Below are 25,255 nucleotides of genomic sequence, written 5' to 3'. Positions count from 1 at the left end.
TACGCGCGTACGGCGTCCTCACCGGATAATCCGCCCGGGTCGATGCCCCTGGCAACCATATGAGCCCGGACGGCTCAGCGCGGCGTGTCCGACCGGGGGCGAGGACGGACGGTCAGGGGGTGGGTGCGGCGGGTGTGGGTGCGGGGTGGGTGTGGCGGGTGTGGGTACGGGGTGCGTGGGTGTGTGTGGGCGCTGTAGGGCCGGGGCTAGGGCCGGGGTGCGGGGGCCGGGGCGGGCGTGGTTGCGGGGGCGCGCACGATGGTTCCCATGACCACGACGACTGCGGCGACCACGGTGAGCATGACGCCTGCGACGCCTGCGACGACTGCGACGCCTACGACACCTACGACGACGGCGACGGTTACGGCGACGGCGGGCACGACGGCTATGGCGGGCACGACGACTGCGACGACCATGGCGAGTGAGGGGACTGCGACGACTATGGCGGGTGAGGCGATTACGGCGAGCGCGGTGACGGCGACGAATAGGGCGAGCGCGGTGACGGCGACGACTACGGCGGGCACGGTGACGGCGACGACCGTGGCGGGCACGGTGACCGCGACGACCACGGCAGCTCCCGGGGTTACGACGGGCACGGCAGCTCCCGGGGCTACGAGGGCCACGGCAGCTCCCGAGACTACGGGGACTACGGGCACGCCGCCCGCGACTCCGACAGCCGAGACTGCCGCCAAGAGTCACCTCGCCGCCGGGGCCGAGACGGTGGCCGTCGTCGAGGCCCTGATCCTCGTCGACCTCCAATCGGCCTTCGTCTCCGGCGACGGGGCCGTGCCCGACGCGGCACGAGTGCTCGACCGCAGCCGTGATCTGCTCGCCCGGGCCCGCACCGCCGGTGCCCTCGTCGTCCATTTGCAGAACGACGGCGAGCCCGGAACCGTCGACGAACCCCACACCCCCGGCTGGGAACTGCACCTGCCCGTCGAGCCGGGGCCGCGCGAGGTCGTCGTCCGCAAGACCATGGACGACGGCTTCGAAGAGACTCCGCTGGGCGTCCTCCTCGCCGAGGCCGGTGTCCGGTCACTGGCCCTGTGCGGAGTGCTCTCCGAGATGTGCGTCGCCGCGACCGCCCGCACCGCCCTGGACCGTGGCTTCCGTGTCGTCCTGCCGCACGACGCACACGCCACTTACGACATCCCCGCGGCCCCCGGCATCAGCGAGGTCGTCCCGGCCGCCATGTCCTCCCGCGCCGCCGAATGGGCCCTGGGCGACGAGGTCGAGATCATCGCCCACGCCACCGATGTCCCCTTCACCTCCGCCACTCCCCACCCCAACCACGCCACCGCAGCCCACCCCCGCCACTCCGCCGTTCCCCCCTCCGCCCCCTAGCCCTCCGCCCCCTAGCCCTCCACCCCCTAGCCCTCCACCCCCTAGCCCTCCACCCCCTAGCCCTCCACCCCCTCGCCCTCCACCCCCTCGCCCCCGCCCCTCCCCGCTCCCCCCCCTCGCGATCGATGAATCGGCTCCCCACCCCGACCGATGAATCCGCGGCTCCCACGCGGTCTACCTCACCGACCCCGTAGGCCGACAACCGTTGGCCTGCCCCCCAGGCTCACGCTGGCCCTACAGCCCGTCGGCCCCACATCCGGAGGACGCCATGTCTGACACCACCCCCTCGGCCCCCGCCGCCATCCAGCCCATCGTCGTCACCCCTGATGTCGGCCGTCTCCAGGCCTTCTACCGAGGTCTGCTCGGCGCCGAGGAGTTCACCCGAGTGCCCGAAGAGGGGCCGGCATTCTTCGTAGGGCTGCGGCTCGGCGGCTCGGAGCTGGGTCTCGTGGCGGACAAGGACGTCGAGACCGGCACCCCGACGCGCATCCTGCTCAGCTTCGCCGTCGAGGACGTGGACCGTCTCCTCGACAGGGTCGCACCCCTCGGTGGCAAGGTGCGCGGCCCGGCCAACGACATGCCCTGGGGCCAGCGGGTGGCCCACATCCAGGACCCCGACGGCAATGCGGTCAACCTCACCCAGCCGGTCAGTTCTGGTTCCTCTCCAATGCGTTGATGTAGGCGTGCATGAAGTGGTCGCGGACGCCGTCGGAGGCGGGTGCGAGCAGGTCGGCGGTGAAGCCCTTCGCGCGGTCCACCATGCCGGTGATCACCGGCATGGTGGTGTGGAGCGTGCCCTGTGAATCGATGTAGCGCACTGCGGAGACATGGTGGAACGGCTCCGGAGGGAGCTGCGGCACGATGTCGTTGTTGTTGACGAAGCGGTACATGCGGTCGGTGAAGGCCGTGTTGAACGCCTGCGACAGCAGCCGGTCGCAGGTACGCGGCTGGCCGAAGGTGTAGACGCCGGTGGCGGTCACATACGGCTCTTCGAAATGGAGCCGGGCGCCGGCGAGCATCGCCAGTGCGCCGCCGAGGCTGTGGCCGGTGAACCACACGGTCTGGCCGTTGTCCCCGAACTCGTCGATGGCGGCGCGCACCTGCGGCCAGATGCTGTCCAGCGCCTCGCCGAAGCCGTAGTGGACGTATCCCTTGCCGGCCGGCCCCGGCCGGGGTGGGGTCGTGGCGTCGGACAGCCAGTCACGCAGATTCGCCGGCTCCGTTCCCCGAAAGGCAGTGATGATCATGTGCTGACCGGCGAGGGTGTACGCCTGGGTGTCCTCCAGTGGGAACGGCGGACGGAATGTGGTGTGGTGGTGGCGCACCCGGTCGAAGCCCCAGTCATGGGCGGTGGCCTCGATGGTCTTCTCGTCCTTGTAGGCGAGTTCGGCGGCGCGAGCCATGCACAGTGCATGGCGAACGCTGTAGCTCGTGGTCTGCTGATCGATTGCGGCGCTGGTCAACGTGGTCTCCCCAAGCGGTCGTCGGTCTTCGGTCGCCGGTGGTCGCGGTCGCACTCCGGCGGTACTGCGGTTGGCGAGCGAGGCGCCTCCGGGAGCATGATCACGACGCCGGTGGGTACGCGTTCACAATCGATTACGGAGCGCTCGCTCTGACTACTCAGCGTAACGACTCTCTGTCGCGCCGCAAGGCTGCGCCCGTTTAAACCACTCGTTCGAGCCTCGGGTCGCAGACACCGGGCCGTCGGGCGAGCCTGGAAACGTTCGGCAGCCGGAGCACGGCCCGAGGACGGCCCAAGAGGAAGGCCCCACAGTGAACAGCGCGCAACAGGCATCACACGCGGAACATGTATCGGCCGAGGTGGTGGTGGAGCTGGAGAGCTGCGCGGCCCAGGACGCGCACGCCGTCTTCAGCGCGCTGCGCACCTCCTTCACCTCCGACCGGGCCCCCGACGATGTGCCCGAGGAGATGGAGGGGCCAGGGGCCACCGTGTGGACCTCGACCTTCGACGTGAGCGAGATCAAGGGCAAGGCCGAGCCCCGGCGGCTGACCGCGCCCGTCATGGTCAGCCTCCAGGGCGGCTACTGGGCGGTCGACCAGCTGTGCAAGGGCCTGGAGCCGGCGTTCGCGGTGCGCATCCTCGGCATGGCCGCCGGCGACCAGGAGAAGGAGGTCGAACTCCGCCTGGAATCCCGCTAAGGGAGCCCGAGACAGAAGCCGTGTCAGGGGCGGGGGTCACGGACCAGGGTCGGCTGGAAGCAGGGCCAGTGACGAGAACCCTGGCACGGGCCCGCGACCGGGGCTGGGTATTGGGGCCAGGGGCCGGGTCAGGGCCCGGACTCGGGCACCCGGCGCCAGGGTCAGCCCAAGGGCGAGGACGAGGGGGCGAGGCCCCGTCCTGCCCCGCGCCAGGTCCCGGCGCCAGGTCCCCGCCCCGCCGAGTCCTCCTGGTCTCCTCCCGCCCCTCCCGGCCCTCCTGTCCTGCCCCGCCCCCACCTCCGCCTCCGCCCCCACCTCCGCCTCCGCCTCCACCCCCACCCCTCAGGGTGGGCCCCCTCGTCACTGCACCCGCCCACCCCCCGAAGGGGGGTGGGCGGCGGGGAAAAAACAAAAAGGAGGTGGGCGGCGGGAAGGCGAAGCAGGCATACGGCGGGCCAAGGCGCAGCCGCGAGAGGCCCCCCGTGATACCCCGCCGCACAATCCGCCCCACGCCCCCGCCAACCAACCCACCGACCCACCCACCGACTGACCACCCACCGACGGACCGACTCACCCACCCGCCGACCCACCCCCCGACTGACCCACCCACCGACGGACCCACCCACCCACCGACTCACTCACTCACTCACCCACCGCCCCACCCGCCAACCACCCCCGCGGAAGTCCCCAACCGGCGCGTAAGTCAAAGCCGCAGGAAGATACAGACACGCACAAACCGCCTCGGAAAGGTATGAGCGAGTGGAGCCCACCAATCAGCCGGCGGACGCCGATGGCGCTCGGCCGGTGGTCGAGCAGCACTCCGAGCTGGTGCTGCACATCAACGGGAAACCGGAGGCGCTGACTCTGGACCACCGGACGACGCTCCTGGACGTGCTCCGTGAGCACCTTGGTCTCACCGGTGCCAAGAAGGGCTGCGACCACGGTCAGTGTGGCGCCTGCACGGTGCTCGTCGACGGGCGGCGCGCCAACAGCTGTCTGTTGCTGGCCGTGGCACAGGAAGGTCGGCAGATCACCACCGTCGAGGGGCTGGCCCAAGGGGAGCGGCTGCACCCCCTGCAAGAGGCCTTCCTGGAGAGGGATGCCCTTCAGTGCGGTTACTGCACCCCGGGCCAGCTCTGTTCGGCCGTCGGGGTGCTGGCAGAGGCGGCCGACGGCTTTCCCTCGCACGTCACCCCGCTCACCCCGATCACCCCCCTTGGTCAGGACACCGCGCGCTCCCCGGAAGCCGTGCTCGTCCCGGACCCGGCGCGCACCCCGGACCCCGCGCCCCCGCGAGCCCCGGTGGAGCTCACCCACGACGAGATCCGTGAGCGGATGAGCGGCAACCTGTGCCGCTGCGGCGCGTATCCCCGGATCGTCGAAGCGGTCGGCGACGTCAGCACCGGAGGTCAGGCCGCTGGTCAGCCGGCCGGGCGCTCCGCGGGCCAGGGGGTGGCCTCGTGAAGCCGTTCGGATACGTACGCGCGGGGAGCGTCGAGGAGGCCGTACGGGCCGCCGACGGCGAGCCGGGGGCGCGGTTCCTCGGCGGGGGTACCAACCTCGTCGACCTGATGAAGCTGGGCGTGGAGACGCCGCGGCTGCTCATCGATGTCACCCGGCTGCCGCTGGACCGTATCGAAGAGCTGCCGGACGGGGGAGTGCGGATCGGGGCGATGGTCCGCAACAGCGAGCTCGCCGCGTCCGTCCCCGTCCGCACCCGCTACCCCGTGCTGTCGCAGGCGCTGCTGGCCGGTGCCTCCGGGCAGTTGCGCAACACCGCGACCACCGGCGGGAATCTGTTGCAGCGCACCCGCTGCCTGTATTTTCAGGACGTCTCCAAGCCTTGTAACAAGCGCGCCCCGGGCACCGGCTGTCCGGCCCGTGACGGCGTGCACCGGGATCTCGCCGTCCTGGGCCACTCCGAGCACTGTGTCGCCACCCAGCCGTCGGACATGGCGGTCGCGCTGGCCGCCCTCGACGCCACCGTTCACCTGCACGGCCCCGACGGTGAACGCAGTGTGCCGGCGACCGACTTCCACCGGCTGCCGGACGACCACCCGGAGCAGGACACGGTGATCCGGCCCGGCGAACTGATCACCGCCGTTCAGCTGCCGCCCGCGGACCCCGGTGGGCGCTCGCGCTACCGGAAGGCCCGGGACCGCGCCTCTTTCGCCTTCGCGCTGGTCTCCGTCGGCGCCGTACTGGACGTACGGGACGGTGTCGTACGGCGGGCCGCGCTGGCGTTCGGCGGGCTCGCGCACCGGCCGTGGCGCGCCCGTGCGGCCGAGGAGGTGCTCCAGGGGGCGCCCGCCACCGAGCTCACCTTCGCCCGTGCCGCCGAGGCCGAACTCGCCGCCGCCCGGCCGCTGCGCGACAACGGGTTCAAGGTTCCGCTGGCCCGCAACCTCGCCATCGCCGTGCTGGCGGATCTGGCCGGGCTGACGGACCGGTCGGATCCCGAAGGTCCTGCGGGTCCCGAAGGTCCTGCGGATCCCGCCGTGCGCCGCTGACGGGCTCTGCACGATGCCGGCCGCTTCGGACGCATGAGCGCGGTGTTGCGGCGCTGCCCGGCGTGGCGCCGCATGCCGGCGACGGTCCCGCCCCCGTCAGGTCCCCGCCCCGTCCCCCTCCCCGCCCGACCGATCCCACCCCGAGGACTCGCCCCATGAACCCGCAATTCCCGCAAGGCCCACCCCCGTACCCCGTAGGCGCGCCACTCGTCCGGCGGGAAGGCCGGGAGAAGGTCACCGGCGCCGCCCGTTACGCGGCCGAACACACCCCTCCGGGCTGTGCCTACGGCTGGCCGGTGCCGGCGACCGTGGCCCGTGGCCGGGTCGTCGCCGTGGACAGCGCGGCGGCGCTCGCGCTGCCGGGTGTGTGTGCGGTGCTGACGCATGAGAACGCGCCCCGGCTCGCGGCCACCGACGATCCGACGCTGTCGGTGCTCCAGGAGGACCGGGTGCCGCACCGCGGCTGGTATGTGGCGCTCGCCGTCGCCGACAGCCTCGAAGCCGCCCGTGCCGCTGCCGAGGCGGTGCGCGTCACCTACGAGTCGGAGGAGCACGACGTACGGCTGTGGGACGGCCATCCGCGCCTGTACGAGCCGGAGACGGTCAACGGCGGCTATCCGGCGGTCCGTGAACGCGGCGACTTCGCAACGGCGTTCGCCGACGCCGAGGTCACTGTCGACGCCACCTACACCGTGCCGCCGCTGCACAACCACCCCATGGAACCGCACGCCTCCACCGCCTGGTGGAGCGACGGGCATCTCACCGTTCATGACGCCAGCCAGGGCGCCACGAAGGCGTGCGAGGACCTTGCCGCGCTGTTCAAGTTGCAGAAGAGCGAGGTCACCGTCGTCTCCGAGCACGTCGGTGGCGGCTTCGGTTCCAAGGGGACGCCGCGCCCGCAGGTGGTGCTGGCCGCGATGGCCGCCCGGCACACCGGGCGGCCGGTCAAAATCTCCCTGTGGCGACGGGAGATGCCCGCGGTCGTCGGGCACCGCGCGCCGACCATCCAGCGGGTCCGCATCGGGGCCGGCAAGGACGGCGTCATCACGGCCCTCGCGCACGAGGTGGCCACCCACACCTCCACCGTCAACGAGTTCGTGGAGCAGGCCGCCGTCCCCGCGCGCACCATGTACACCTCGCCCAACAGCCGCACCGCGCACCGGGTCGTCCCGCTCGATGTGCCGACCCCCTCGTGGATGCGCGCGCCGGGCGAGGCCCCGGGGATGTACGCCCTGGAGTCGGCCGTCGACGAACTCGCCGTCCTCCTGGACATCGACCCCGTCGAACTGCGGATGCGCAATGAACCGGACACCGAGCCGGACAGTGACCGCGCCTTCAGCAGCCGGCACCTGGTGGGCTGTCTGCGGGAGGGCGCCGAGCGCTTCGGCTGGCAGCCGAGGGATCCGCGGCCGGCCGTACGGCGCGAGGGCGATCTGCTGCTGGGTACCGGCGTCGCCGCGGCCACCTACCCGGTCCTGATCGCCGCCTCCGAGGCCGAGGCGCACGCCGCCGCCGACGGCAGCTTCCGTATCCGCATCAACGCCACCGACATCGGCACCGGCGCGCGCACCGTTCTCGCGCAGATCGCCGCCGCGTCGCTTGGCGTGCCGGAGGACCGGGTGGTGGTCGAGATCGGCAGCAGCGATCTGCCGCCCGCGATGCTGGCCGGCGGCTCGGCGGGCAGCGCGTCCTGGGGCTGGGCGGTCCACAAGGCGTGTACGGGGCTGCGGGCGCGGCTGCGGGACCACGTAGGGCCGCTGCCCGCCGAGGGCTTCACGGTCACCGCCGACACCCGCCAGGAGGCGGCCGAGGAGTCCCCGTACGCGCGGCACTCCTTCGGTGCCAACTTCGCCGAGGTGCAGGTCGACTCCGTTACCGGAGAGGTCAGGGTGCGGCGCCTGATGGGCGTCTACGCGGTGGGCCGGATCCTCAACGCCCGTACGGCACGGTCGCAGTTCATCGGCGGGATGACGATGGGACTGGGGATGGCACTGACGGAGGGCAGCGAACTCGACCCGGCCTTCGGGGACTTCGCGGAGTGCGATCTGGCCTCCTACCATGTGCCGGCCTGCGCCGACGTTCCGGTGATCGAGGCGTACTGGCTGGACGAGGAGGATCCGCACCTCAACCCGATGGGCAGCAAGGGCATCGGGGAGATCGGCATCGTCGGCACCGCGGCGGCCATCGGCAACGCCGTACGGCACGCCACCGGCGTCCGGCTGCGCGACCTTCCGCTCACCCCGGACAAGGTCCTGCCGCACCTGTGACGCAGAGGATCATGCGTGGGAGGCGAAAGGATCACGCAGGTGACGCAACGGGATCACGCGAGCGCGCGGGATTCCGCCAGCCCAAGATCAGTTGCGGATCCCCGGCATCCGGGTCACCATGACATATGACCCATACGTGATAAATGCTCACTCTTCGTGTTCGGGGTTCGTTGGTCCAACGAGGTGAAGGGCGTGAGCCTCGCGGTGAGGAGCCACGACATGACACTTCCCAGCGACCGGCACTACACGGTCGAACTGCATGCTTCGGCGGAGCGCGTACCGCAGATCCGGCGGATCCTCGCCGCGCATCTGCGGTACTGGGACCTTGAGCTCCATATCGAGCCCGTATGCCGGGGAGTGGCGGAACTCCTGACCAACGTCCATCGTCATATCGGCCCGGAGGCCCGCTGTGTCGTCGAACTCCGCTGGTCCGGCCGTCATCTCACGGCCTCCGTCGCCGACGAGGGGCCGCGGCTGCCGAAGCTGTCGAGCGCCGGCGGTGGCGGACTCTCCAGGGTCGCGGCGCTGAGTGACAGTTGGGGCACCTGTGGCACCCCGGAGGGCAAGGTCATCTGGTTCACCCGACGGGTCGAGGCGACCCGTAAGACCCCGCTGACCAGCCGTACCCCGCTGCGCAGCGTGCCCGACGCGAAGGGGCAGCCGGTGGTCCCGCCGACCGTACCCGTCGAGCCGCTGGTCGATCCGGCGCCCGGGACCGCCGACGAACCGGTCACGGCCCCGTCGCCTGCGGTGTCGGCGGCCTGACGTAGCGTCACTCTCGCGGCGAGGCGCCGACGCTCACCCCGTCCGCTCCCGCGCCTCGCCGACCGGCTGATATGCGTCTGCCGGGCAACGGGATTCCCGCGACCGTGGCCCGCCGCGGTTACCATCCCGGTATGGCAACGGCTCGATCGGTCAACGGCAGGCTGCGGAACCGCGGTTCAACGGTTCCGTTGCGGTTGCTGTGGCTGGTCGCGTTGCTGCTCGGCGTGCTGATCGGGCACGGCGCGCGGGCGGAGAGCGCCGAGGGTCATCTGATGAGCGCCGTACCGGCTGCCGTGCCATCGGCCGCCGCCGCAGAGGCGGCAGACACCTGGCTCGCGCCCGAGGACAGCGGTCGCTCCGCACACCGCGGTCACGCCGGTCACCCCGGTCACTCCGACCACCCCGGGCAGCACTCCCACGAACTGTGCGTCTCGGCCGCACCGCAACAGAGCGCCGCGGTGCCGACGCCGTGCGCCCGGCCCCTCGCGGGCGCCCCTGGTCAGGCGCCCGCCGCGGCCCGCAGCGGCGCCTCCGCGGACGCCGGTGCCACCGCCCTGCCACCCCTGCACAGCGCCACGGGCTCCACGGTCCAGCAGGTCTAGATTCCGGCCAACTCCGGATCACCCCCGCTGGTTTCGTGCTGATTCCGGCTGCCCGCCCGCGCCCGTGCACGCCCTGCCGGGACGCCGCGGCGGCGGCCGCACGGAGGACCCGTGCCTGCCCGCACCCCCTACCGCCGTCCCCGCTGCCCGGAGCTCCGCCCGGCAGCCCGTCTGACGCTGCCGTTGCTGCTGCTCGTCGGCCTGCTGTCGGGATTCCTGCCGTGTTCCGACGGCGCCGACGGGCATCACCACCCGGCCGTCCCGGTGGCGACCTCGTCACCGCAGCCCGCCCCCATGGCCGCCAGGGCCGACGGTCCGGACGACGGGCACTCCACCTCGGTGTGCGCACCCGGTTCGACCGGCCACCTCCCGCAGGGACGGCCGACCGGGGACACCGAGCAAGGCGCGCCCGCGTTCACCGGGGGAGCGGTGGTCGGGACGGCCGTCCAACAGGCGGCCGTACGCAGAGCATCCGCGCCCCAAGGGCGCGCACGCAGCGGCCGGGCGACCCTCGCCGCCCTGTGCAGGTGCCGGAGATAGGAGGCGACGGCCGCGTCCGGGCCCCGCGGCGCCGCTGCGCGCCCGGGGCCGACGCGGGAGATGCGTCCGCAGCCCTCCACACACGGAACGAGAGCACCTCATGCACGCTGTTCCCACCGCCGCCGGCCCTGGACCCTCCGGCATCCCGGGGTCCCCGATCACGGGCCCGGTTCCCGTGCCCGGAAACCGGGGGTCCTCCTCCGGCATCCCCGGCCTGGTCGGCAACACCCCCGTACTGCACATCTCCGCACCGCTCACCCCGCCCGGGCGCGGCTTCTGGGCCAAGCTCGAAGGCCGTAACCCGGGCGGCATCAAGGACCGGCCCGGTCTCCACATGGTCGAACGTGCCCGGGCCCGCGGCGAGTTGCGGCCCGGCGCCCGGATCATCGAATCCACCAGCGGCACCCTCGGCCTCGGTCTGGCACTCGCCGGGATGGTCCACGGCCACCCCGTGAGCCTGGTCACCGACCCCGGTCTGGAGCCGTCGATGACCCGGCTGCTGACCGCCTACGGCGCCCAGGTCGAGCTGGTGGCCGAGCCGCATCCCACCGGTGGCTGGCAGCAGGCCCGCCGCGACCGGGTCGCCCAACTCCTCGCCGAACACCCCGGATCGTGGTGCCCCGACCAGTACAACAACCCCGACAACACCACCGCCTATCTGCCGCTGGCCCTGGAGCTCGCCGCCCAGCTGGGCCATATCGACGTCCTCGTGTGCAGCGTCGGCACCGGCGGGCACTCCTCCGGCGTCTCCCGGGTGCTGCGCCAGCTCTACCCGGAGCTGCGGCTGGTCGGCGTCGACACCATCGGCTCGACCATCTTCGGACAGCCCGCCCGGCCCCGGCTGATGCGCGGGCTGGGCTCCAGCATCTATCCGCGCAATGTCGCCTACGACCAGTTCAGCGAGGTGCACTGGGTCGCACCGGGCGAAGCGGTGTGGACCTGCCGCCGGCTGGCGTCCTCGCACTACGCCACCGGCGGCTGGAGCGTCGGCGCGGTCGCACTGGTCGCCGGCTGGCTGAGCCGGACCCAGCCGCCCGGCACCCGTATCGCGGCGGTCTTCCCGGACGGGCCGCAGCGCTATCTCAGCACGGTGTACGACGACGAGTACTGCGCCGCCCACGGGCTGCTCGACGCCCCGCCGGCGGACGCGCCCCAGACGCTGAGCCGCCTGGGAGAGCGGGAGGTGACCTCCTGGAGCCGCTGCGCCGACGTCGTCGACCCGCTCGCCGCCCGGACCGGGACCGCCGCGGGCTCCGCACCGGAGGTGGCCCGGTGAAAGGCCTGATCACCCAGGTGCGTTCCTATGAGCGCAGCGTCCAGCTGCTGATGGCCAATCAGTTCACCATCAACCTCGGCTTCTACATGCTGATGCCGTACCTCGCCGCACACCTTTCCGGGACGCTCGGCCTGGCCGGCTGGCTGGTCGGACTGGTGCTGGGGGTGCGCAACTTCAGCCAGCAGGGGATGTTCCTGGTCGGCGGCACACTGGCCGACCGGTTCGGCTACAAGCCGCTGATCGTCGCCGGATGTGTGCTGCGTACGGCGGGCTTCGCCACGCTCGGGCTGGTGGACTCGCTGCCCGCACTGCTGGCGGCGTCCGCGGCCACCGGGCTGGCCGGGGCGCTGTTCAACCCGGCGGTGCGGGCGTATCTGGCGGCCGCGGCGGGGGAGCGCAGGCTGGAGGCGTTCGCGCTGTTCAACGTCTTCTACCAGGCGGGGATCCTGCTCGGCCCGCTGGTGGGCATGGTGCTGACCGGCGTCGGCTTCCGGCTCACCTGCCTGGTGTCGGCCGGCCTCTTCGCGCTGCTGAGCCTGGTGCAGATCCGCGCACTGCCGGCCCACGCGGACGGCGCCGCGACCGGCGGCCCCGGCCGGCGGGCCGGTGTGCTGTCGCAGTGGCGCGGGGTGCTCGCCAACCGGCCGTTCCTGCTGTTCTCCGGCGCCATGATCGGCTCGTATGTGCTCTCGTTCCAGGTCTATCTGGCGCTGCCGCTGGAGGTACGGCGCCTGGGCGGCGAGGGGCAGTTCGGTACGGCGGCGGTGGCGGCGCTGTTCGCGGTGTCCGGGCTGAGCACGATCCTGGCCCAGACCCGGATCACCCGCTGGTGCAAGGCCCGGATGCCGGCCGGACGCGCGCTCGCCTGGGGCCTGCTGACCATGGGGCTGGCCTTTCTGCCGCTGCTGGCGGCCGGCGCGCTGCCGGTGCCGGCCGAGGGCCCCGGACGCTGGGTGCTCGCGGTCGTCCCGCCCGCGCTGAGCGCACTGCTGCTCGCCCTCGGCACGATGATCACCTACCCGTTCGAGATGGACACCATCGTCCGGCTCTGCGGTGACCGCCTGGTCGCCACCCACTACGGGCTCTACAACACCATCTGCGGTATCGGCATCACCCTCGGAAACCTGCTCACCGGCGCTGCGCTGGACGCCTCCCGGGCGGCCGGTCTGCCCACGCTGCCCTGGCTCGTCCTGCTGACGCTGGGGCTGGCCTGCGGCGCCGCGCTGTACGCACTGCACCGCACGGGCCGGCTGACCCGGGCGGGCGGGCTGGAGGTGGTCACGGGCTGACCGACCAGGTGGCCGCCCCGCTCCGGTGACGGGCGGGGCGGCCACCGTCCAACCCGCCGACACCTCAACCAGCTTGGTCCGACTTCCCGCGCCGTGCCGTCACCAGCCACGCCGCACTGCCCAGCAGGACCCCGTCAGGACCCTGGTGTCCGGCCAGGGTCTCGCGCAGCGCGGCCAGCGCCTCGGCCCGCGCCTCCGGGCCGGTCTCGGCGAACATCGCCCGGCCCATCGGCATGTCCAGCAGCGTGGCCACCACCTCGTCCGGTTCGGACGCCATCCACAGCGGCTCGTCGAGGGCGCGGACCTCGATCTCCTCCAGGCCGGCGCCGGCCAGCAGCGCCCTGATCCGGTCGGGATCCTCGAGCGAGAACGGGCCCGCATCACCCGGCGCGCCGAGGTCCGGCAGCTGTACGTACGGGGCGACGGCGCTGAACGGCACGGCCAGATAGTCGTTCTCCCGCAGGCCGCGCCAGCACAGGAACGCCAGCCGGCCACCGGGGCGCAGGGCGCCGGCGATATTGGCGAACGCCGCCTCCGGATCCGCGAAGAACATCACCCCGAAGCGGCTGATCGCGCTGTCGAAGGCGCCCCGCTCGAAGCCGTGGACCTGCGCGTCGGCCTGCTCGAAGGTCACATGCCGCAGTCCGGCCGCGGCGGCCTGCCCGCGGGCCGCGTCCAGCATCTGCCCGGACAGATCGACGCCGAGCACCGCACCCTCGGTCGCGATCCGGCCCGCCGCCAGGGACGTGCCGCCGGTGCCGCACCCGATGTCCAGCACCCGGCTGTCGGCCCGCAGCCCGGCCGCCGCCAGCAGATGCGGGGTGAGGCGGCCGTACCTCCGCTCCTGGCGCTCCCGCTCCTTGGTCCAGTACTCCCCTTCCTCGCCGTTCCAGGCCTCCGCCTGCGCGGTGTTGCCCGCCGCGACGGCTTCTTCAGGCACCGCTCCGTCCCGTGAGCCGGCGCCCTGACCGTTGTCTCGCCCCATCACGTGCTCCTTGCCCGAATTGTTCGCCCCCTGGTCTCATACGGCCGCTCCGACCAGGGAGTTCGTTGCTCGTACCGCGATTTGTCACATCTGCGACACCCCCCCTTCCCTGGCACTCGTTCCTCTTGGAACACTCTGCTGGCCGTTGTCTTCTCACAGGTCGTGACACGACCACACAACACCGTCCCCCAATATCGCGAACTCCCCCACATTCGAAGAGGTTCCCAGACTTATGCCTGAACTCAATCGGCGTCGATTCCTCCAGATAGCCGGTGCCACGGCGGGCGTTTCGGCGCTCTCCGGCAGCATCGCCCGTGCCGCAGCCATCCCCGCCAAGCGGACCTCCGGCTCGATCAACGACGTTGAGCACGTCGTGATCCTGATGCAGGAGAACCGCTCCTTCGATCATTACTTCGGCACGATGAAGGGCGTCCGCGGTTTCGGTGACCCGCGCCCGGTGACGCTTCCCAGCGGCAAGCCGGTCTGGCACCAGGCCGACGGCGGCAAGGAGGTGCTGCCCTTCCACCCGGACGCCGAGGACCTCGGCATGCAGTTCATCGCCGGCCTCGACCACGACTGGGCCGGCGGCCACAAGGCCTTCAACAACGGCGCCTACGACCAGTGGGTGCCCGCCAAGTCCGAGCGGACGATGGCGTACCTCACGCGCAAGGACATCCCGTTCCACTACGCCCTCGCGGACTCGTTCACCCTCTGCGACAGCTACCACTGTTCGTTCATCGGTGCCACGGACCCGAACCGCTACTACATGCTGACCGGCTGCGTGGGCAACGACGGAACGGGCGGGGGCCCCGTCCTCGGCAACGAGGAGAAGGGGTACGGCTGGACCACGTACGCCGAGCGCCTGGAGAAGGCCGGCGTCTCCTGGAAGGTCTACCAGGACATCGGCGACGGCCTCGACGCGAACGGCAAGTGGGGCTGGATCGAGGACGCCTACCGCGGCAACTACGGCGACAACTCGCTGCTCTTCTTCAACCAGTACCGCGACGCCAAGCCCGGCGACCCGCTCTACGACAAGGCGCGCACCGGCACCAACGCCAAGGCGGGCGACGGCTACTTCGACCTCCTGAAGGCCGACGTCAAGGCCGGCAAGCTGCCGAAGGTCTCCTGGGTCGCCGCCCCCGAGGCGTTCACCGAGCACCCCAACTGGCCGGTGAACTACGGCGCCTGGTACATCTCGCAGGTCCTGGACGCGCTGACCTCCAACCCCGAGGTGTGGAGCAAGACCGCCCTGTTCATCACCTACGACGAGAACGACGGCTACTTCGACCACATCGTCCCGCCGTACGTGCCGTCCTCCGCCTCGCAGGGCCTGTCCACCGTGGACACCGCCCTGGACTACTACAAGGGCGACGCGAAGTACGCCGCCGGGCACTACGGCCTGGGCATGCGCGTACCGATGCTCGTCGTCTCGCCGTGGAGCACCGGCGGCTTCGTGAACTCGGAGGTCTTCGACCACACGTCGATCATCCGGTTCATGGAGCGGCGGTTCGGTGTGAAGGAGCCCAACATCTCGCCCTGGCGGCGTGCCGTCTGCGGTGACCTGACCTCGGCCTTCGACTTCAGCGGCAAGGACAGCGACCCCGCGTCGCTCCCGGGCACCGACGGCTACCAGCCGAAGGACCACGAGCGGCACCCCGACTACGTCCCCAAGGCGCCCGCCAACCCGGCCCTGCCCAAGCAGGAGTCCGGCTCGCGCCGTACCCGGCCGCTGCCGTACGCCCCGCTGGTGGACGGCTCCGCCGACCCGGCGGCCGGCAAGTTCACCCTGACCTTCAGCGGGGGTGCCGCGGCCGGCGCCTGCTTCCACGTCCGGTCGGGCAACCGCACCGACGGGCCCTGGACCTACACCACGGAGGCCGGCAAGAAGATCTCCGACACCTGGAACACGGCCTACTCCAAGGACGCCTACGACCTGTCGGTCTTCGGCCCGAACGGCTTCCTGCGCGTCTTCCAGGGCCCCGGCAAGACCGCAGGACCCGAGGTGACGGCCCGCCACGACAAGGGCACCGGCAACCTCAAGCTGACCTTGAAGAACGCCGGCAAGACCGACTGCAACCTCACGGTCACCAACGCCTACGACGGCACCAAGCAGACGTTCAAGGTGCGGGCCGGCGCCACCTGCGAGCACACCGTGGACCTGCGGGCCGGCAAGCGCTGGTACGACCTGACCGTGGTGTCCGACACCGACCGTACGTTCCTGCGGCGCCTCGCGGGGCACGTGGAGACCGGCGCGACCGGCGTCAGCGACCCGGCGTTCCTCACCGGCTGACACCCCCGCCACGCGTCCCGAAGGGCGCACGGTGAACGGGCCCCGCTGACCGGCAGCGGGGCCCGTTCCGTTCCGGCCTGCGCGGCGGACAGGCCGGACAGTGCTACAGCGCCGGGGGAGCCGGACGCGGCGCCTCGCCGCGGACCTCACGGGCCGCCGCCACCAGGTTCTCCAGCGCCGCACGCACCTCGGGCCAGCCGCGGGTCTTCAGCCCGCAGTCCGGGTTGACCCACAGCCGTTCGGCGGGGATCGCCTCAAGTGCGTTGTGCAGCAGGGCCGTTGCCTCTTGTGTGCGCGGTACGCGCGGCGAGTGGATGTCGTACACCCCGGGGCCCACCTCGCGCGGGTACCCGGCCGTGGCGAGTTCGCCGGCGACCTGCATATGGGAGCGGGCGGCCTCCAGGCTGATGACATCGGCGTCCAGGTCGTCGATGGCCGCGAGGATATCGCCGAACTCCGCGTAGCACATATGGGTGTGGATCTGGGTGTCGGCGCGGACACCGCTGGTGGTGAGGCGGAACGCCTCGGTGGCCCAGGCCAGATACGGCGCCTGGCCGGCGGCGCGCAGCGGCAGCGTCTCGCGCAGCGCCGGCTCGTCGACCTGGATGACCGCGCTGCCCGCCGCCTCCAGGTCGCGCACCTCGTCGCGCAGGGCGAGGGCCATCTGGCGGGCGGTGTCCGCGAGCGGCTGGTCGTCGCGGACGAAGGACCAGGCGAGCATCGTGACCGGGCCCGTCAGCATGCCCTTGACCGGCCGGTCGGTGAGCGACTGGGCGTAGGTCCACCAGCGCACCGTCATCGGCTCCGGCCGGGAGACATCTCCGGCGAGGACCGGCGGGCGGACGTAGCGGGTGCCGTAGGACTGGACCCAGCCGTGCTCGGTGGCGAGGTAGCCGGTGAGCTGTTCGGCGAAGTACTGGACCATGTCGTTGCGCTCCGCCTCACCGTGCACCAGCACATCGAGGCCGGCCTTCTCCTGGAAGGCCATCACCTCGCGGATCTCGGCCGCGATCCGCTCCTCGTACGCCGCGGTATCGAGGCGTCCGGCGCGCAGCCCGGCGCGGGCGGTGCGCACTTCGGCGGTCTGCGGGAACGAGCCGACGGTGGTGGTCGGCAGCAGCGGCAGGCCCAGGCGGGCGCGCTGGGCCGGGGACCGTTCGGCGTACGGCCGGTCGCGGCGGCCATCGGCGTCGGTGACGGCCGCGGCGCGGGCGCGTACCGCCGGGTCATGGGTGAGCGGTGAGCCGGCGCGGGCGGCCAGGGCGGCGCGGTTGGCGGCGAGTTCGGCCGCGATGGCGCTCGTCCCATGGGCCAGACCGCGCGCCAGCGTGACGATCTCCGCGGTCTTCTGCCGGGCGAAGGCCAGCCAGCGGGCGATCTGCGGATCGATGGCGCGCTCGGCGCCGGCGTCCAGCGGGACGTGCAGCAGCGAGCAGGAGGACGCCACATCGACCTGGCCGGCCAGGCCGAGGAGGGTGCCCAAAGTGGCCAGTGAGCGCTCGTAGTTGTTGAGCCACACATTGCGGCCGTCGACCACCCCGGCGATCAGGCGCTTGCCGGGCAGTCCGCCGGCCGCCGCCAGATCGTCGAGGTTGCCGGCCGCGGCGCCGGTGAAGTCCAGCGCCAGGCCGTCGACGGGCGCCTTGGCCAGCACCGGCAGCGCCTCGCCCAGCCGGTCGAAGTACGAGGCGACCAGCAGCTTCGGGCGGTCGGTGAGGGCGCCGAGGTCGCGGTAGGCGCGGGCGGCGGCGTTGAGTTCGGCGGGGGTGCGGTCCTGGACGAGGGCGGGCTCGTCGAGCTGCACCCACTCCGCGCCGGCCGCCCGGAGGGCAGCTAGCACCTCGGCGTAGACCGGCAGCAGCCGGTCGAGCAGCGTCAGCGGCTGGAAACCGGGCGCGGTACCGGGCGCGGGCTTGGCCAGCAGCAGGTAGCTGACCGGCCCGACCAGGACCGGGCGGGCGGCCAGGCCGAGCCCGAGGGCCTCGGTCACCTCGCCGACCTGCTTGGACGGGTCCGCGGCGAAGACCGTGTCGGGCCCCAACTCCGGGACGAGGTAGTGGTAGTTGGTGTCGAACCACTTGGTCATCTCCAGCGGCGCCACCTCCTGGGTGCCGCGGGCCATCGCAAAGTAGCCGTCCAGGGGGTCGGCGGCCACCGCGGCCCGGTGCCGGGCCGGGATCGCGCCGACCATCACGCTGGTGTCCAGGACGTGGTCGTAGTACGAGAAGTCGCCGGTCGGTACCTCGTCGAGGCCGGCCGCTGCGAGCTGCTGCCAGGTGCTCCGGCGCAGCCCGGCGGCGGTGGTGCGGAGGGCGTCCGCGCTCACCCGGCCCTTCCAGTAGCCCTCGATGGCCTTCTTCAGTTCCCGGTCCGGCCCCTGCCGGGGGTAGCCGTGCACGGTGGCCCGTACGGCCGCGGCCGCGGATGTGCTGGTCACGGAGCTCTCCTTCGCGAGCGTGTCTCCTGGGACCCCGGCGACGGGGGAGAGCGCGAAGGGATGGCCGACCGGGCGGCCGCGCGGGCGCATGCGCGCCGCCGTACCGCCTGCCGTGTCCGCCGACCCGCCCTCGAGGTCACCGAGATCACCCCGCGCACCGGTCGCGCGGGGGCACTGGCAGGTCTTCGGACTCGCGGGCACGTCCACCAAGGGCGGACATCTACTGGCCGTCGCTTCCCAGGCCCGCCGGGCCCAGTGCGTATGACGGCGGTCGTTCCCACACACCGCTGCGGGGCAGTCCCGGATTCCCACCGGGTTCCCTCTTACGACGCGCCTGCCTGGCGGACAGGGCGAACCAGTCGCGGTACGCACTCTAGGCGCTTACCGCCGCGCCGGTCACCCGCATTGCGCGCGCCTTGCGTTGGAGTGCGGTCGAACTCGTAGCGTGCGGACCACCAGCGGACGAAGGGAACGGGGAACGACCGTGCGTTACACACTGTTCGGCAGGACCGGCCTGCGGGTCAGCGAGCTGAGCCTGGGGACCATGACGTTCGGGGGCGAGGGGTGGGGCGCCTCCGAGGAGACCAGCGGGCGGATGCTGGACGCCTACGCGGACGCCGGCGGCAACTTCATCGACACCGCCAACAACTACACCGACGGCGTCGCCGAGCGGATCCTGGGGAAGTGGCTCGAAGGCCGCAGGGACAGCTTCGTCCTGGGCAGCAAGTACACCTGCGCGACCCACCAGGGGGACGTGAACGCGGCGGGCAACCACCGCAAGAGTCTGGTCCGGTCGGTGGAGGCGAGCCTGGCGCGGCTGCGCACCGACCACCTCGATGTGCTGTGGGTGCACGCCCGGGACCACTTCACCCCGGTCGAGGAGGTCATGCGGGCGCTCGATGACCTGGTCCGCTCGGGCAAGGTGCTCTACCTCGGCGTCTCCGACTGGGCGGCCTGGGAGATCGCACAGGCCAACACCCTGGCCGAACTGCGCGGCTGGACCGCGTTCGCCGGCTCGCAGCTGCGCTACAACCTGCTGGAACGCACGCCCGAGCGGGAACTGCTGCCGCAGGCCCGCGCCTTCGACCTGGCCGTGCTGGCCTGGGCGCCGCTCGCGGCCGGCAAGCTCACCGGCAAGTATCGGCGCGGTGAGACGGGCCGGCTGGACACCGCCGCCTCCCGCACCCGGGAGCACAACGAGGAGGAGACCATCACCGCGGTGCTGGAGATCGCCGAACAGGGCGGCTGGAGCCCGGCGCAGGTGGCGCTGGCGTGGCTGCGCAGCCGTCCGGGCAACATCGTCCCGATCATCGGCGCTTCCAAGGAGAGCCAGCTCGCCGACAATCTCGGGTCCGTCGAGGTCGCGCTGGACGGGGACGCGCTGGTGCGGCTCGACCGGACGAGCGAGGTACCGCTGGGCTTCCCGCACGACTTCCTGGGGCAGCCGGGCATCGTCGAGGGCGTCTACGGCGACCGCTGGGCCGACATCGAGGACCGGCGCTCGACCTACCGGCGTACGACGCGCGGGGTCAGCTGAGCGCCCCGGCGCCCGTTACGCCGAACGCCGCCGCCCGGATGGCCGGGTGGCGGCGTCTGCGCTCTAGTGAGGAGGGTGGCCCGCCCGGGACCGGACCGAAGGAGACCGACGCCCCATGAGGAACCGCCGCAGGAGGAACCGCCCTCTAGGGGCCGTCGCGCGGACGGCGCCGGCCGCGCTGACCGCCGTCCTTGTCGCCGTGGGCGCCGGCGGCTGCTCCGACGGCAACGGGGGCACCACACCCGAGAAGACCCGGACGCCCTCGCCCGCCCCGTCCGCAACGCACAGCCCCGGCGCCACCGGCCCGAGCAGTGCCTCTCCCGCGGCCGCGCGCATCGTCATCAAGGACTTCGCCTTCAAGCCGGCCACCCTGACCGTACGCCCCGGAGCCAAGGTCACCGTCGTCAACGAGGACTCCACCGCGCACGATGTGAGCGCCACCGGCCCCAAGGCCTTCGACACCGGCGACATCGGGCCGGGGAAGACGGCCACCTTCACCGCGCCCGCCAAGCCCGGCAACTACCCCTACCTCTGCGACATCCACCCGTACATGAAGGCCTCGCTCAGCGTGCGCTGAGGTGACACCGATGACGCCGACCCGTACCCCAGGAACACTGCTCGCGCGGCTGCTGGCCGCGGCCGGCCTGGCGCTGGTCGCCTATCTGCACGCGATGCTGGCCGGCCGCTTCGACGCGGTCGCCGCGACGGTCAGTCAGGGCACGCTCTTCCGCGTCGAGGCCGCGCTGGCCGCGCTCGCCGCCCTGCTGGTGCTGGTCGTGCGCCGGCCGGCCACCGATGCGTTCGCATGGCTGGTGGCGGCCGGCGGGCTGGCGCTCGTGCTGATCTACACCTATGTGGACGTCGGCAGGCTGGGCCCGGTGCCAAACATGTACGACCCGGGCCTGTCCCGTGACAAGAAGCTCACCGTCCTCGGCCAGGCCGTCGCCGTCGTGGCCACGACCTTTCTGCTGCTCACCCGTCGCCGGGGGCCGGGCCGGCACCGCAGATGAGCGGGCCGGCGGGCCGCGCCGCTACTTCAGCGCGCTGCGCTGCTGCCACTCCGACCAGCTCTCCTGCCAGACCTCCAGGCCGTTGCCGACCTCGGTCTTGTTGGGGTTGGTGGTGCCCTTCACCTCGACCGTGGCGCCGATCGGGAGGAAGTCGTAGATCTTCTTGGCGTCCGAGGTGGTCATGCCGAAGCAGCCGTGGCTGTTGTTCTCCACGCCGATCGACTTGTTCCAGGGGGCGGAGTGCAGGAAGGTGCCGGACGCGGTCATGTGGGTGACCCACTGTGAGGGCAGGCTCCACTCCGTGCCGTGGCCGATGGTGGACGAGTCCATCGTCTCCGCCGCGTTCTTGCTGCGTACGGTGTGCACCCCGCCGCGGGTCGGGTCCTGGGGGGAGCCCGCGGAGCCCTTGATGGTGCCGACGCTCTTGCCGTTCTCGTACATCGTCAGGGTGTGCGAGGGAACGTCGATGACGGCCTTGCGGTCGGTGCCGATGGTGAAGCCGAAGTTGTAGTCCCGGGCGAACCAGCCGCCCTGGTCACCGGAGTTGATTCCGGACAGTGCGCCCTTCACGGAGACCTTGGTGCCGGCCGGCCAGTAGGTCTTGGGCCGCCAGTCGATCCGGTCCTTGCCGGAGTAGTCCTTGACCCAGCCCCAGGCCCCCTCGACCTTGGGCTGGCTGGTGACCTTCAGCGCCTTCTCGATCTCCGCGCGCCGGTCCTTGGCTATCGGCTGGTCGAAGAGGAACGACACCGGCATTCCGGTGCCGACGGTCTGACCGCCGCCCGGGGTGTTGGTGAGCTTGTTGATCTTGTCGGCCTGCTCCGTGGTGAAGACGGAGGTGGCGGCGGACTCCTTGCCCTGCGTGGACTTCGCCTTGGTCTTCACCGTGTAGGTGGTCTGCGGACGGACCTTGCCCTCGGACTTCCATGCCGTGCCGCCACCGGTCAGCGTCCCGGTGACCGTGCCGCCCTTGTTGTCCTTGACCTCGACCGAGGTGAGCTTTCCGCCCTCGGCCCGTACGGATATCGCCGAGCCGAGCTTGACCGACTTGCTGCCCGCGGCCGGGGTGACGGTCACCTTGGCCGCCGGCTCGTCCGCCTTCGACGAGTCGGCTCCCCCTCCGCACGCGGACAGCAGTCCGGCCGCCGCTATCAGGGCGGGTATGTACCGGGCGGGGTGGCGACGGAGTGCGGCGTGCACGGGAGTCCCTCCAAAGCAGACAGCTGGCAGTGGCGGGTCCAGGCCCCGTGAGGGCGAAACCGTCAAAGGCTGCCAATGCACCCGCCGCATATGCAGAGGGGCTGTCGGCCGAGGTGGTTGTCCGGTGCACCGGATATTCAGGACACAGTTCGATATCGAGAGGGCACCCGCCCACGGCGGGTGCCCTCTCGTGTCAGGTGGTGGAGCGTCAGGTGGACGGCGGGGTTTCGTGGCCGCCGGTGGTGGAGTCGCCACCGGTGGTCGACTCGCCGCCCGTGGAGGACTCGCCGCTGGAGTACTGGCTGCCCGTGGTGCCTTCCGTGGTGGTGCCGGTCGTCTCGCCCGGGCTGCCGGTGGTGTTGGTGCCTCCGTTGGTCTCCGTCGGGGTCTCGCCGCCCGGGGTGCCGGTCGTGCCGGTGTTTCCGGGCTCCGACGGGGCGGTGCCGGTGGAGCCGGGGGAGCTCTCGCCGGGCGGCGGAGGCTCGTAGGGCGGGGATTCGGGCGAGGTCGGCCCGCTGGGCGTTTCGGCCGGCGGGGGCGCCGGCCGGTCATTGCTGCCGTCGTCACCCGCGGGGCGCTTGAACCACTGGCCCGTCTTCGGGTCGCGCAGGGTGAATTCCTGGATCGCGGTCTTCGCCGGCTTGACGACGACCGCGTTGCGGGCGTTGTAGCCGGGCCACTTGTTGCCGACGGTCTTCGAGTCCTTCAGCTGCTGCGGGGGAGTGAGCGGATTCCCGCACTTGCAGCGCACCCGCGGGACCCCGTGCGGGTCGACCAGGACCGCGGTGCCGGCCTGGAGCACCGACTGGAAGGGGTAGGCCTTGCCGTCCTTGAAGCCGTGGTTGGTGACCCGGGTGTCGTAGGCGAGCTGTACGGGCGTCAGCGACCGCAGATAGGAGGGGACCGTGTTCGGCGGGCGGCCGAGGACGCCGGCGAACGCCCGGTTCCTGGCGGGGTCGCTCTGGAGGTAGCTGATCTGCTTCTCGACGTCACAGCTCGCGTTGTTCCGGGTGCCGCCGTAGAGGCCGGGGGTGGCGCCCGAGACCGTACTGTTCGTGGCGCCGGGCGACTTGGTGGGCGTGGCGGACGGGGTCGCCGCTGACTCCTTCGCCGACGACTTGGTGACCGGGTTCTGGCCGGTCGCGGCGGCCGGTTCGGCGAACACCTCGGTCTGGCCGGTGCCGCCCGGCCGGGTGAGGACGACCACCACGATCACGATCGCGACCACGGCCGCCGCGATGATCGCGACCCGTGGCGCGGACCGCCACCAGGGCTGGCCGCCGCCGGCTCCGCCGCCCCCTCCGCCGCCGTAGCCGCCGGGGCCACCGGGCGGGGCGGGCGGTCCGGGGCGGGACGGTTTCGGCTGCCGCTGCCAGGGCCCCGAGCCCACCTGAGTCGGCTCGTGCGAGGGGCCGGACGGCGTGCCGGACGGGGCACCGGACGGGGCACCGGACGGCGGGCCGGAGAGTGGGCCCGACGGCGGCCCCGTCGGGTGGCTGTCAGGCGGCGGTGGAGATGTCACGGGTCGGGTCCCTCTTCCGGCGCGTGGGCCATCCGACGATGCGAATTTTGCCCGTATTTGTCGATGTCGAGACCATTGTGTCCCCTGGGATGCCACTCTCCGCAAGCGGTACGCCACACGGCGTGCTTACGGTGGGGGGTGTATGCGTGGGATGTTGTGGATGTTCTGGATGCCGCGAATGCGGTGAGGCGACCGGAAGGCCGGGAGGCAGTGTGAGCCATCTGCGAGGTCCCGCATCCACCGAACCTCCCGGCCCGGTATCCGCCCCGGGCCTGCCACCCGCCGTCCGGGCCTGGGTCCACGCGCTCGGTACGGCCCTGGCCGGCATCGTCACCATGATCGTGGTCGCCGCGCTCGGCCTGTGGGCGGCCGGCGCCGCGGACCTCCCGGGCGGGGCGTTCCCCTCGGTGGTCGCGGCCACCGTACTGATCGCCGCCGGCGGCTCGGTCAGCCTCGCCGGTGACGTCGGGATCATCGGGCAGGCGGACGCCACCCTCGACGCCGTACCGCTCTCGGTCACCCTGGCGGGCGCGCTGGTCACCGCCGCCGTCTTCCTGCTGCCGCTGCGCCATCGCGCGGTGGCCGGCACCGGGGAGCTGCTGGGCCGGATTGCCCGTACGGTGGTGTGCTGGCTGGTGCTGCTGTTCCTGCTCGCGCTCGCCGCCCGGCACGACTTCCGGATCTCGGTGGGCAACGACCTCGCCGATGAGATCGGCGCCGAGCTGGGCAGCACCCCCACCGTCGGCTTCCGCGCCGAACTGCCTGCCACGCTCGGTGTGGGACTGCTGTGGGTGCTGGCGCTGCTCGTCCTGACCTTCCTCGTCTCGCGCCGGGCGCCGCTCTCTCCCGGGCTGCTGCACTTCCAGGACTCGGTACGGCCACCCGCCTTCGCGATGCTGCTGACCCTGCTGGTCTACGCCGCGGTCGGGCTGCTCGTCGGCATCGTCGAGCTGTTCACCAGCGGGCGCCCGGCGGACACCTTCGCGGTGATCTTCCTCGGGCTGCCGAACCTCGCCTGGATGGCCCTGGGCATCGGCGTCGGCGGCGGCTGGGAGGGCCATGTCGACAAGGCGATCGGACTGCCCATGCCGCAGGCCCTGGACGCCGTGCTGCGCACCCACGGGCAGCGCACCCTCGACCTCGGCTCACTCACCGAACAGGACGGCCGGGCCTGGCTGCTGGTGGTGCTGGCGGCCGTGGTGCTGCTGGCCGCCGCCTTCACCGCCGCGGTCCGCTCGCCGGCCCGGCTGCCGGCCTGGCGGCACGCCGTCGAGATGGCCGTCGCCCTGGCGCTCACCCTGCTCGTCGTCGGGCTGCTCACCCGCATCGCCGCCCACTACGGGCTCTCCCTGATCGGCGTCGGGGACCTCGGCGGAAACCTCGGCGGCGAGGTCACCGTGCAGCCGCAACTCCTCCGCCTGGTGGGTGTGGGCATCGCCTGGGGGCTGGTCACCGGCTTCCTCGGCAGCCTGCTGGCCCGGGGCGTACGGCACCACGGCGAGGTGGCCGAGCCGTAGGAGG

General features: G+C 72.1%; 22 protein-coding genes and 1 riboswitch. Of the genes, 16 read left to right on the top strand and 6 right to left on the bottom strand.

Annotated elements, in window-relative coordinates:
* Positions 1–206: 206 nt before the first annotated feature.
* On the bottom strand, positions 207–596 hold the full coding sequence (locus ACZ55A_RS14995) for a hypothetical protein (protein WP_468839434.1): 390 nt from the start codon (positions 594–596) through the stop codon (positions 207–209).
* Positions 597–720: 124 nt separating this feature from the next.
* Between ACZ55A_RS14995 and ACZ55A_RS14990 the strand changes: the two genes are divergently transcribed.
* Complete coding sequence (locus ACZ55A_RS14990) at positions 721–1,344, top strand: isochorismatase family protein (protein ID WP_468839431.1); 624 nt, start codon at positions 721–723, stop codon at positions 1,342–1,344.
* Positions 1,345–1,612: 268 nt separating this feature from the next.
* Positions 1,613–2,020, top strand: a complete 408-nt coding sequence (locus ACZ55A_RS14985) for a VOC family protein (protein WP_468839428.1) — start codon at positions 1,613–1,615, stop codon at positions 2,018–2,020.
* On the opposite strand, the gene ACZ55A_RS14980 is transcribed toward ACZ55A_RS14985, so the two are convergent.
* Positions 1,992–2,807, bottom strand: coding sequence for a lipase family protein (locus ACZ55A_RS14980; protein ID WP_468839425.1), 816 nt, complete (start codon positions 2,805–2,807; stop codon positions 1,992–1,994). The two genes, ACZ55A_RS14985 and ACZ55A_RS14980, sit on opposite strands and share 29 nt — an antisense overlap.
* Positions 2,808–3,117: 310 nt before the next feature.
* Here ACZ55A_RS14980 and ACZ55A_RS14975 point away from each other — a divergent pair, with 310 nt between their 5' ends.
* From ACZ55A_RS14975 to ACZ55A_RS14935, 9 genes are all read left to right on the top strand, one after another.
* Positions 3,118–3,504: a hypothetical protein gene (locus ACZ55A_RS14975; protein WP_468839422.1), complete on the top strand. Its 387-nt coding sequence runs from the start codon at positions 3,118–3,120 to the stop codon at positions 3,502–3,504.
* Between the two features lie 759 nt (positions 3,505–4,263).
* Positions 4,264–4,968 (top strand): 2Fe-2S iron-sulfur cluster-binding protein, encoded by a 705-nt coding sequence (locus ACZ55A_RS14970; RefSeq protein WP_468839419.1) that lies wholly within the window; start codon positions 4,264–4,266, stop codon positions 4,966–4,968.
* Positions 4,965–6,014, top strand: a complete 1,050-nt coding sequence (locus ACZ55A_RS14965; RefSeq protein WP_468839417.1) for an FAD binding domain-containing protein — start codon at positions 4,965–4,967, stop codon at positions 6,012–6,014. The genes ACZ55A_RS14970 and ACZ55A_RS14965 overlap by 4 nt, the downstream gene beginning before the upstream one ends.
* 155 nt (positions 6,015–6,169) lie before the next feature.
* Positions 6,170–8,281 carry a xanthine dehydrogenase family protein molybdopterin-binding subunit gene (locus ACZ55A_RS14960; protein WP_468839414.1) on the top strand — a complete coding sequence of 704 codons (2,112 nt, stop codon included), beginning with the start codon at positions 6,170–6,172 and terminating at the stop codon, positions 8,279–8,281.
* A 219-nt stretch (positions 8,282–8,500) separates the two neighbouring features.
* The gene (locus ACZ55A_RS14955; RefSeq protein WP_468839411.1) at positions 8,501–9,046 is read left to right on the top strand and encodes an ATP-binding protein; all 546 of its coding nucleotides are present in this window, start codon (positions 8,501–8,503) and stop codon (positions 9,044–9,046) included.
* Positions 9,047–9,177: 131 nt separating this feature from the next.
* The gene (locus ACZ55A_RS14950; RefSeq protein ID WP_468839408.1) at positions 9,178–9,648 is read left to right on the top strand and encodes a hypothetical protein; all 471 of its coding nucleotides are present in this window, start codon (positions 9,178–9,180) and stop codon (positions 9,646–9,648) included.
* Positions 9,649–9,759: 111 nt separating this feature from the next.
* Entirely contained in the window at positions 9,760–10,188 is a 429-nt protein-coding gene (locus tag ACZ55A_RS14945; protein WP_468839405.1) for a hypothetical protein, read from the top strand.
* Positions 10,189–10,288: 100 nt separating this feature from the next.
* Positions 10,289–11,464 (top strand): PLP-dependent cysteine synthase family protein, encoded by a 1,176-nt coding sequence (locus ACZ55A_RS14940; protein ID WP_468839403.1) that lies wholly within the window; start codon positions 10,289–10,291, stop codon positions 11,462–11,464.
* Positions 11,461–12,753 carry an MFS transporter gene (locus ACZ55A_RS14935; protein WP_468839400.1) on the top strand — a complete coding sequence of 431 codons (1,293 nt, stop codon included), beginning with the start codon at positions 11,461–11,463 and terminating at the stop codon, positions 12,751–12,753. The genes ACZ55A_RS14940 and ACZ55A_RS14935 overlap by 4 nt, the downstream gene beginning before the upstream one ends.
* A gap of 64 nt (positions 12,754–12,817) precedes the next feature.
* On the opposite strand, the gene ACZ55A_RS14930 is transcribed toward ACZ55A_RS14935, so the two are convergent.
* Positions 12,818–13,738 carry a class I SAM-dependent methyltransferase gene (locus ACZ55A_RS14930; protein WP_468839395.1) on the bottom strand — a complete coding sequence of 307 codons (921 nt, stop codon included), beginning with the start codon at positions 13,736–13,738 and terminating at the stop codon, positions 12,818–12,820.
* Between the two features lie 232 nt (positions 13,739–13,970).
* Here ACZ55A_RS14930 and ACZ55A_RS14925 point away from each other — a divergent pair, with 232 nt between their 5' ends.
* Complete coding sequence (locus ACZ55A_RS14925) at positions 13,971–16,028, top strand: phosphocholine-specific phospholipase C (protein ID WP_468839392.1); 2,058 nt, start codon at positions 13,971–13,973, stop codon at positions 16,026–16,028.
* 103 nt (positions 16,029–16,131) lie between these two features.
* Here the strand turns inward: ACZ55A_RS14925 and metE are convergent, their stop codons facing one another.
* The gene (gene metE, locus ACZ55A_RS14920) at positions 16,132–18,465 is read right to left on the bottom strand and encodes a 5-methyltetrahydropteroyltriglutamate--homocysteine S-methyltransferase (RefSeq protein ID WP_468839389.1); all 2,334 of its coding nucleotides are present in this window, start codon (positions 18,463–18,465) and stop codon (positions 16,132–16,134) included.
* A gap of 173 nt (positions 18,466–18,638) precedes the next feature.
* A riboswitch (cobalamin riboswitch) is annotated at positions 18,639–18,825 on the bottom strand.
* 124 nt (positions 18,826–18,949) lie between these two features.
* On the opposite strand from metE, the gene ACZ55A_RS14915 reads away from it, so the two are divergent.
* The 3 genes from ACZ55A_RS14915 (at position 18,950) to ACZ55A_RS14905 (ending at position 21,012) form a co-directional block, all read left to right on the top strand.
* Positions 18,950–20,002, top strand: coding sequence for an aldo/keto reductase (locus ACZ55A_RS14915; protein WP_468839386.1), 1,053 nt, complete (start codon positions 18,950–18,952; stop codon positions 20,000–20,002).
* 199 nt (positions 20,003–20,201) lie between these two features.
* Positions 20,202–20,579 (top strand): cupredoxin domain-containing protein, encoded by a 378-nt coding sequence (locus ACZ55A_RS14910; protein ID WP_468839383.1) that lies wholly within the window; start codon positions 20,202–20,204, stop codon positions 20,577–20,579.
* Positions 20,580–20,589: 10 nt separating this feature from the next.
* Complete coding sequence (locus ACZ55A_RS14905; RefSeq protein WP_468839380.1) at positions 20,590–21,012, top strand: hypothetical protein; 423 nt, start codon at positions 20,590–20,592, stop codon at positions 21,010–21,012.
* Positions 21,013–21,033: 21 nt separating this feature from the next.
* Here the strand turns inward: ACZ55A_RS14905 and ACZ55A_RS14900 are convergent, their stop codons facing one another.
* Positions 21,034–22,212: a L,D-transpeptidase family protein gene (locus ACZ55A_RS14900; RefSeq protein ID WP_468839377.1), complete on the bottom strand. Its 1,179-nt coding sequence runs from the start codon at positions 22,210–22,212 to the stop codon at positions 21,034–21,036.
* Between the two features lie 208 nt (positions 22,213–22,420).
* Positions 22,421–23,602 carry a DUF6777 domain-containing protein gene (locus ACZ55A_RS14895; RefSeq protein ID WP_468839375.1) on the bottom strand — a complete coding sequence of 394 codons (1,182 nt, stop codon included), beginning with the start codon at positions 23,600–23,602 and terminating at the stop codon, positions 22,421–22,423.
* Between the two features lie 344 nt (positions 23,603–23,946).
* Between ACZ55A_RS14895 and ACZ55A_RS14890 the strand changes: the two genes are divergently transcribed.
* Positions 23,947–25,251 carry a streptophobe family protein gene (locus tag ACZ55A_RS14890; protein WP_468839372.1) on the top strand — a complete coding sequence of 435 codons (1,305 nt, stop codon included), beginning with the start codon at positions 23,947–23,949 and terminating at the stop codon, positions 25,249–25,251.
* The last annotated feature ends 4 nt before the right edge of the window (positions 25,252–25,255 follow it).

This window comes from Streptomyces sp. NPDC034111 (genome assembly GCF_055575375.1).
Note: the sequence above shows the minus strand (reverse complement) of the source record. Positions and strands in the feature narration are given on the sequence as shown.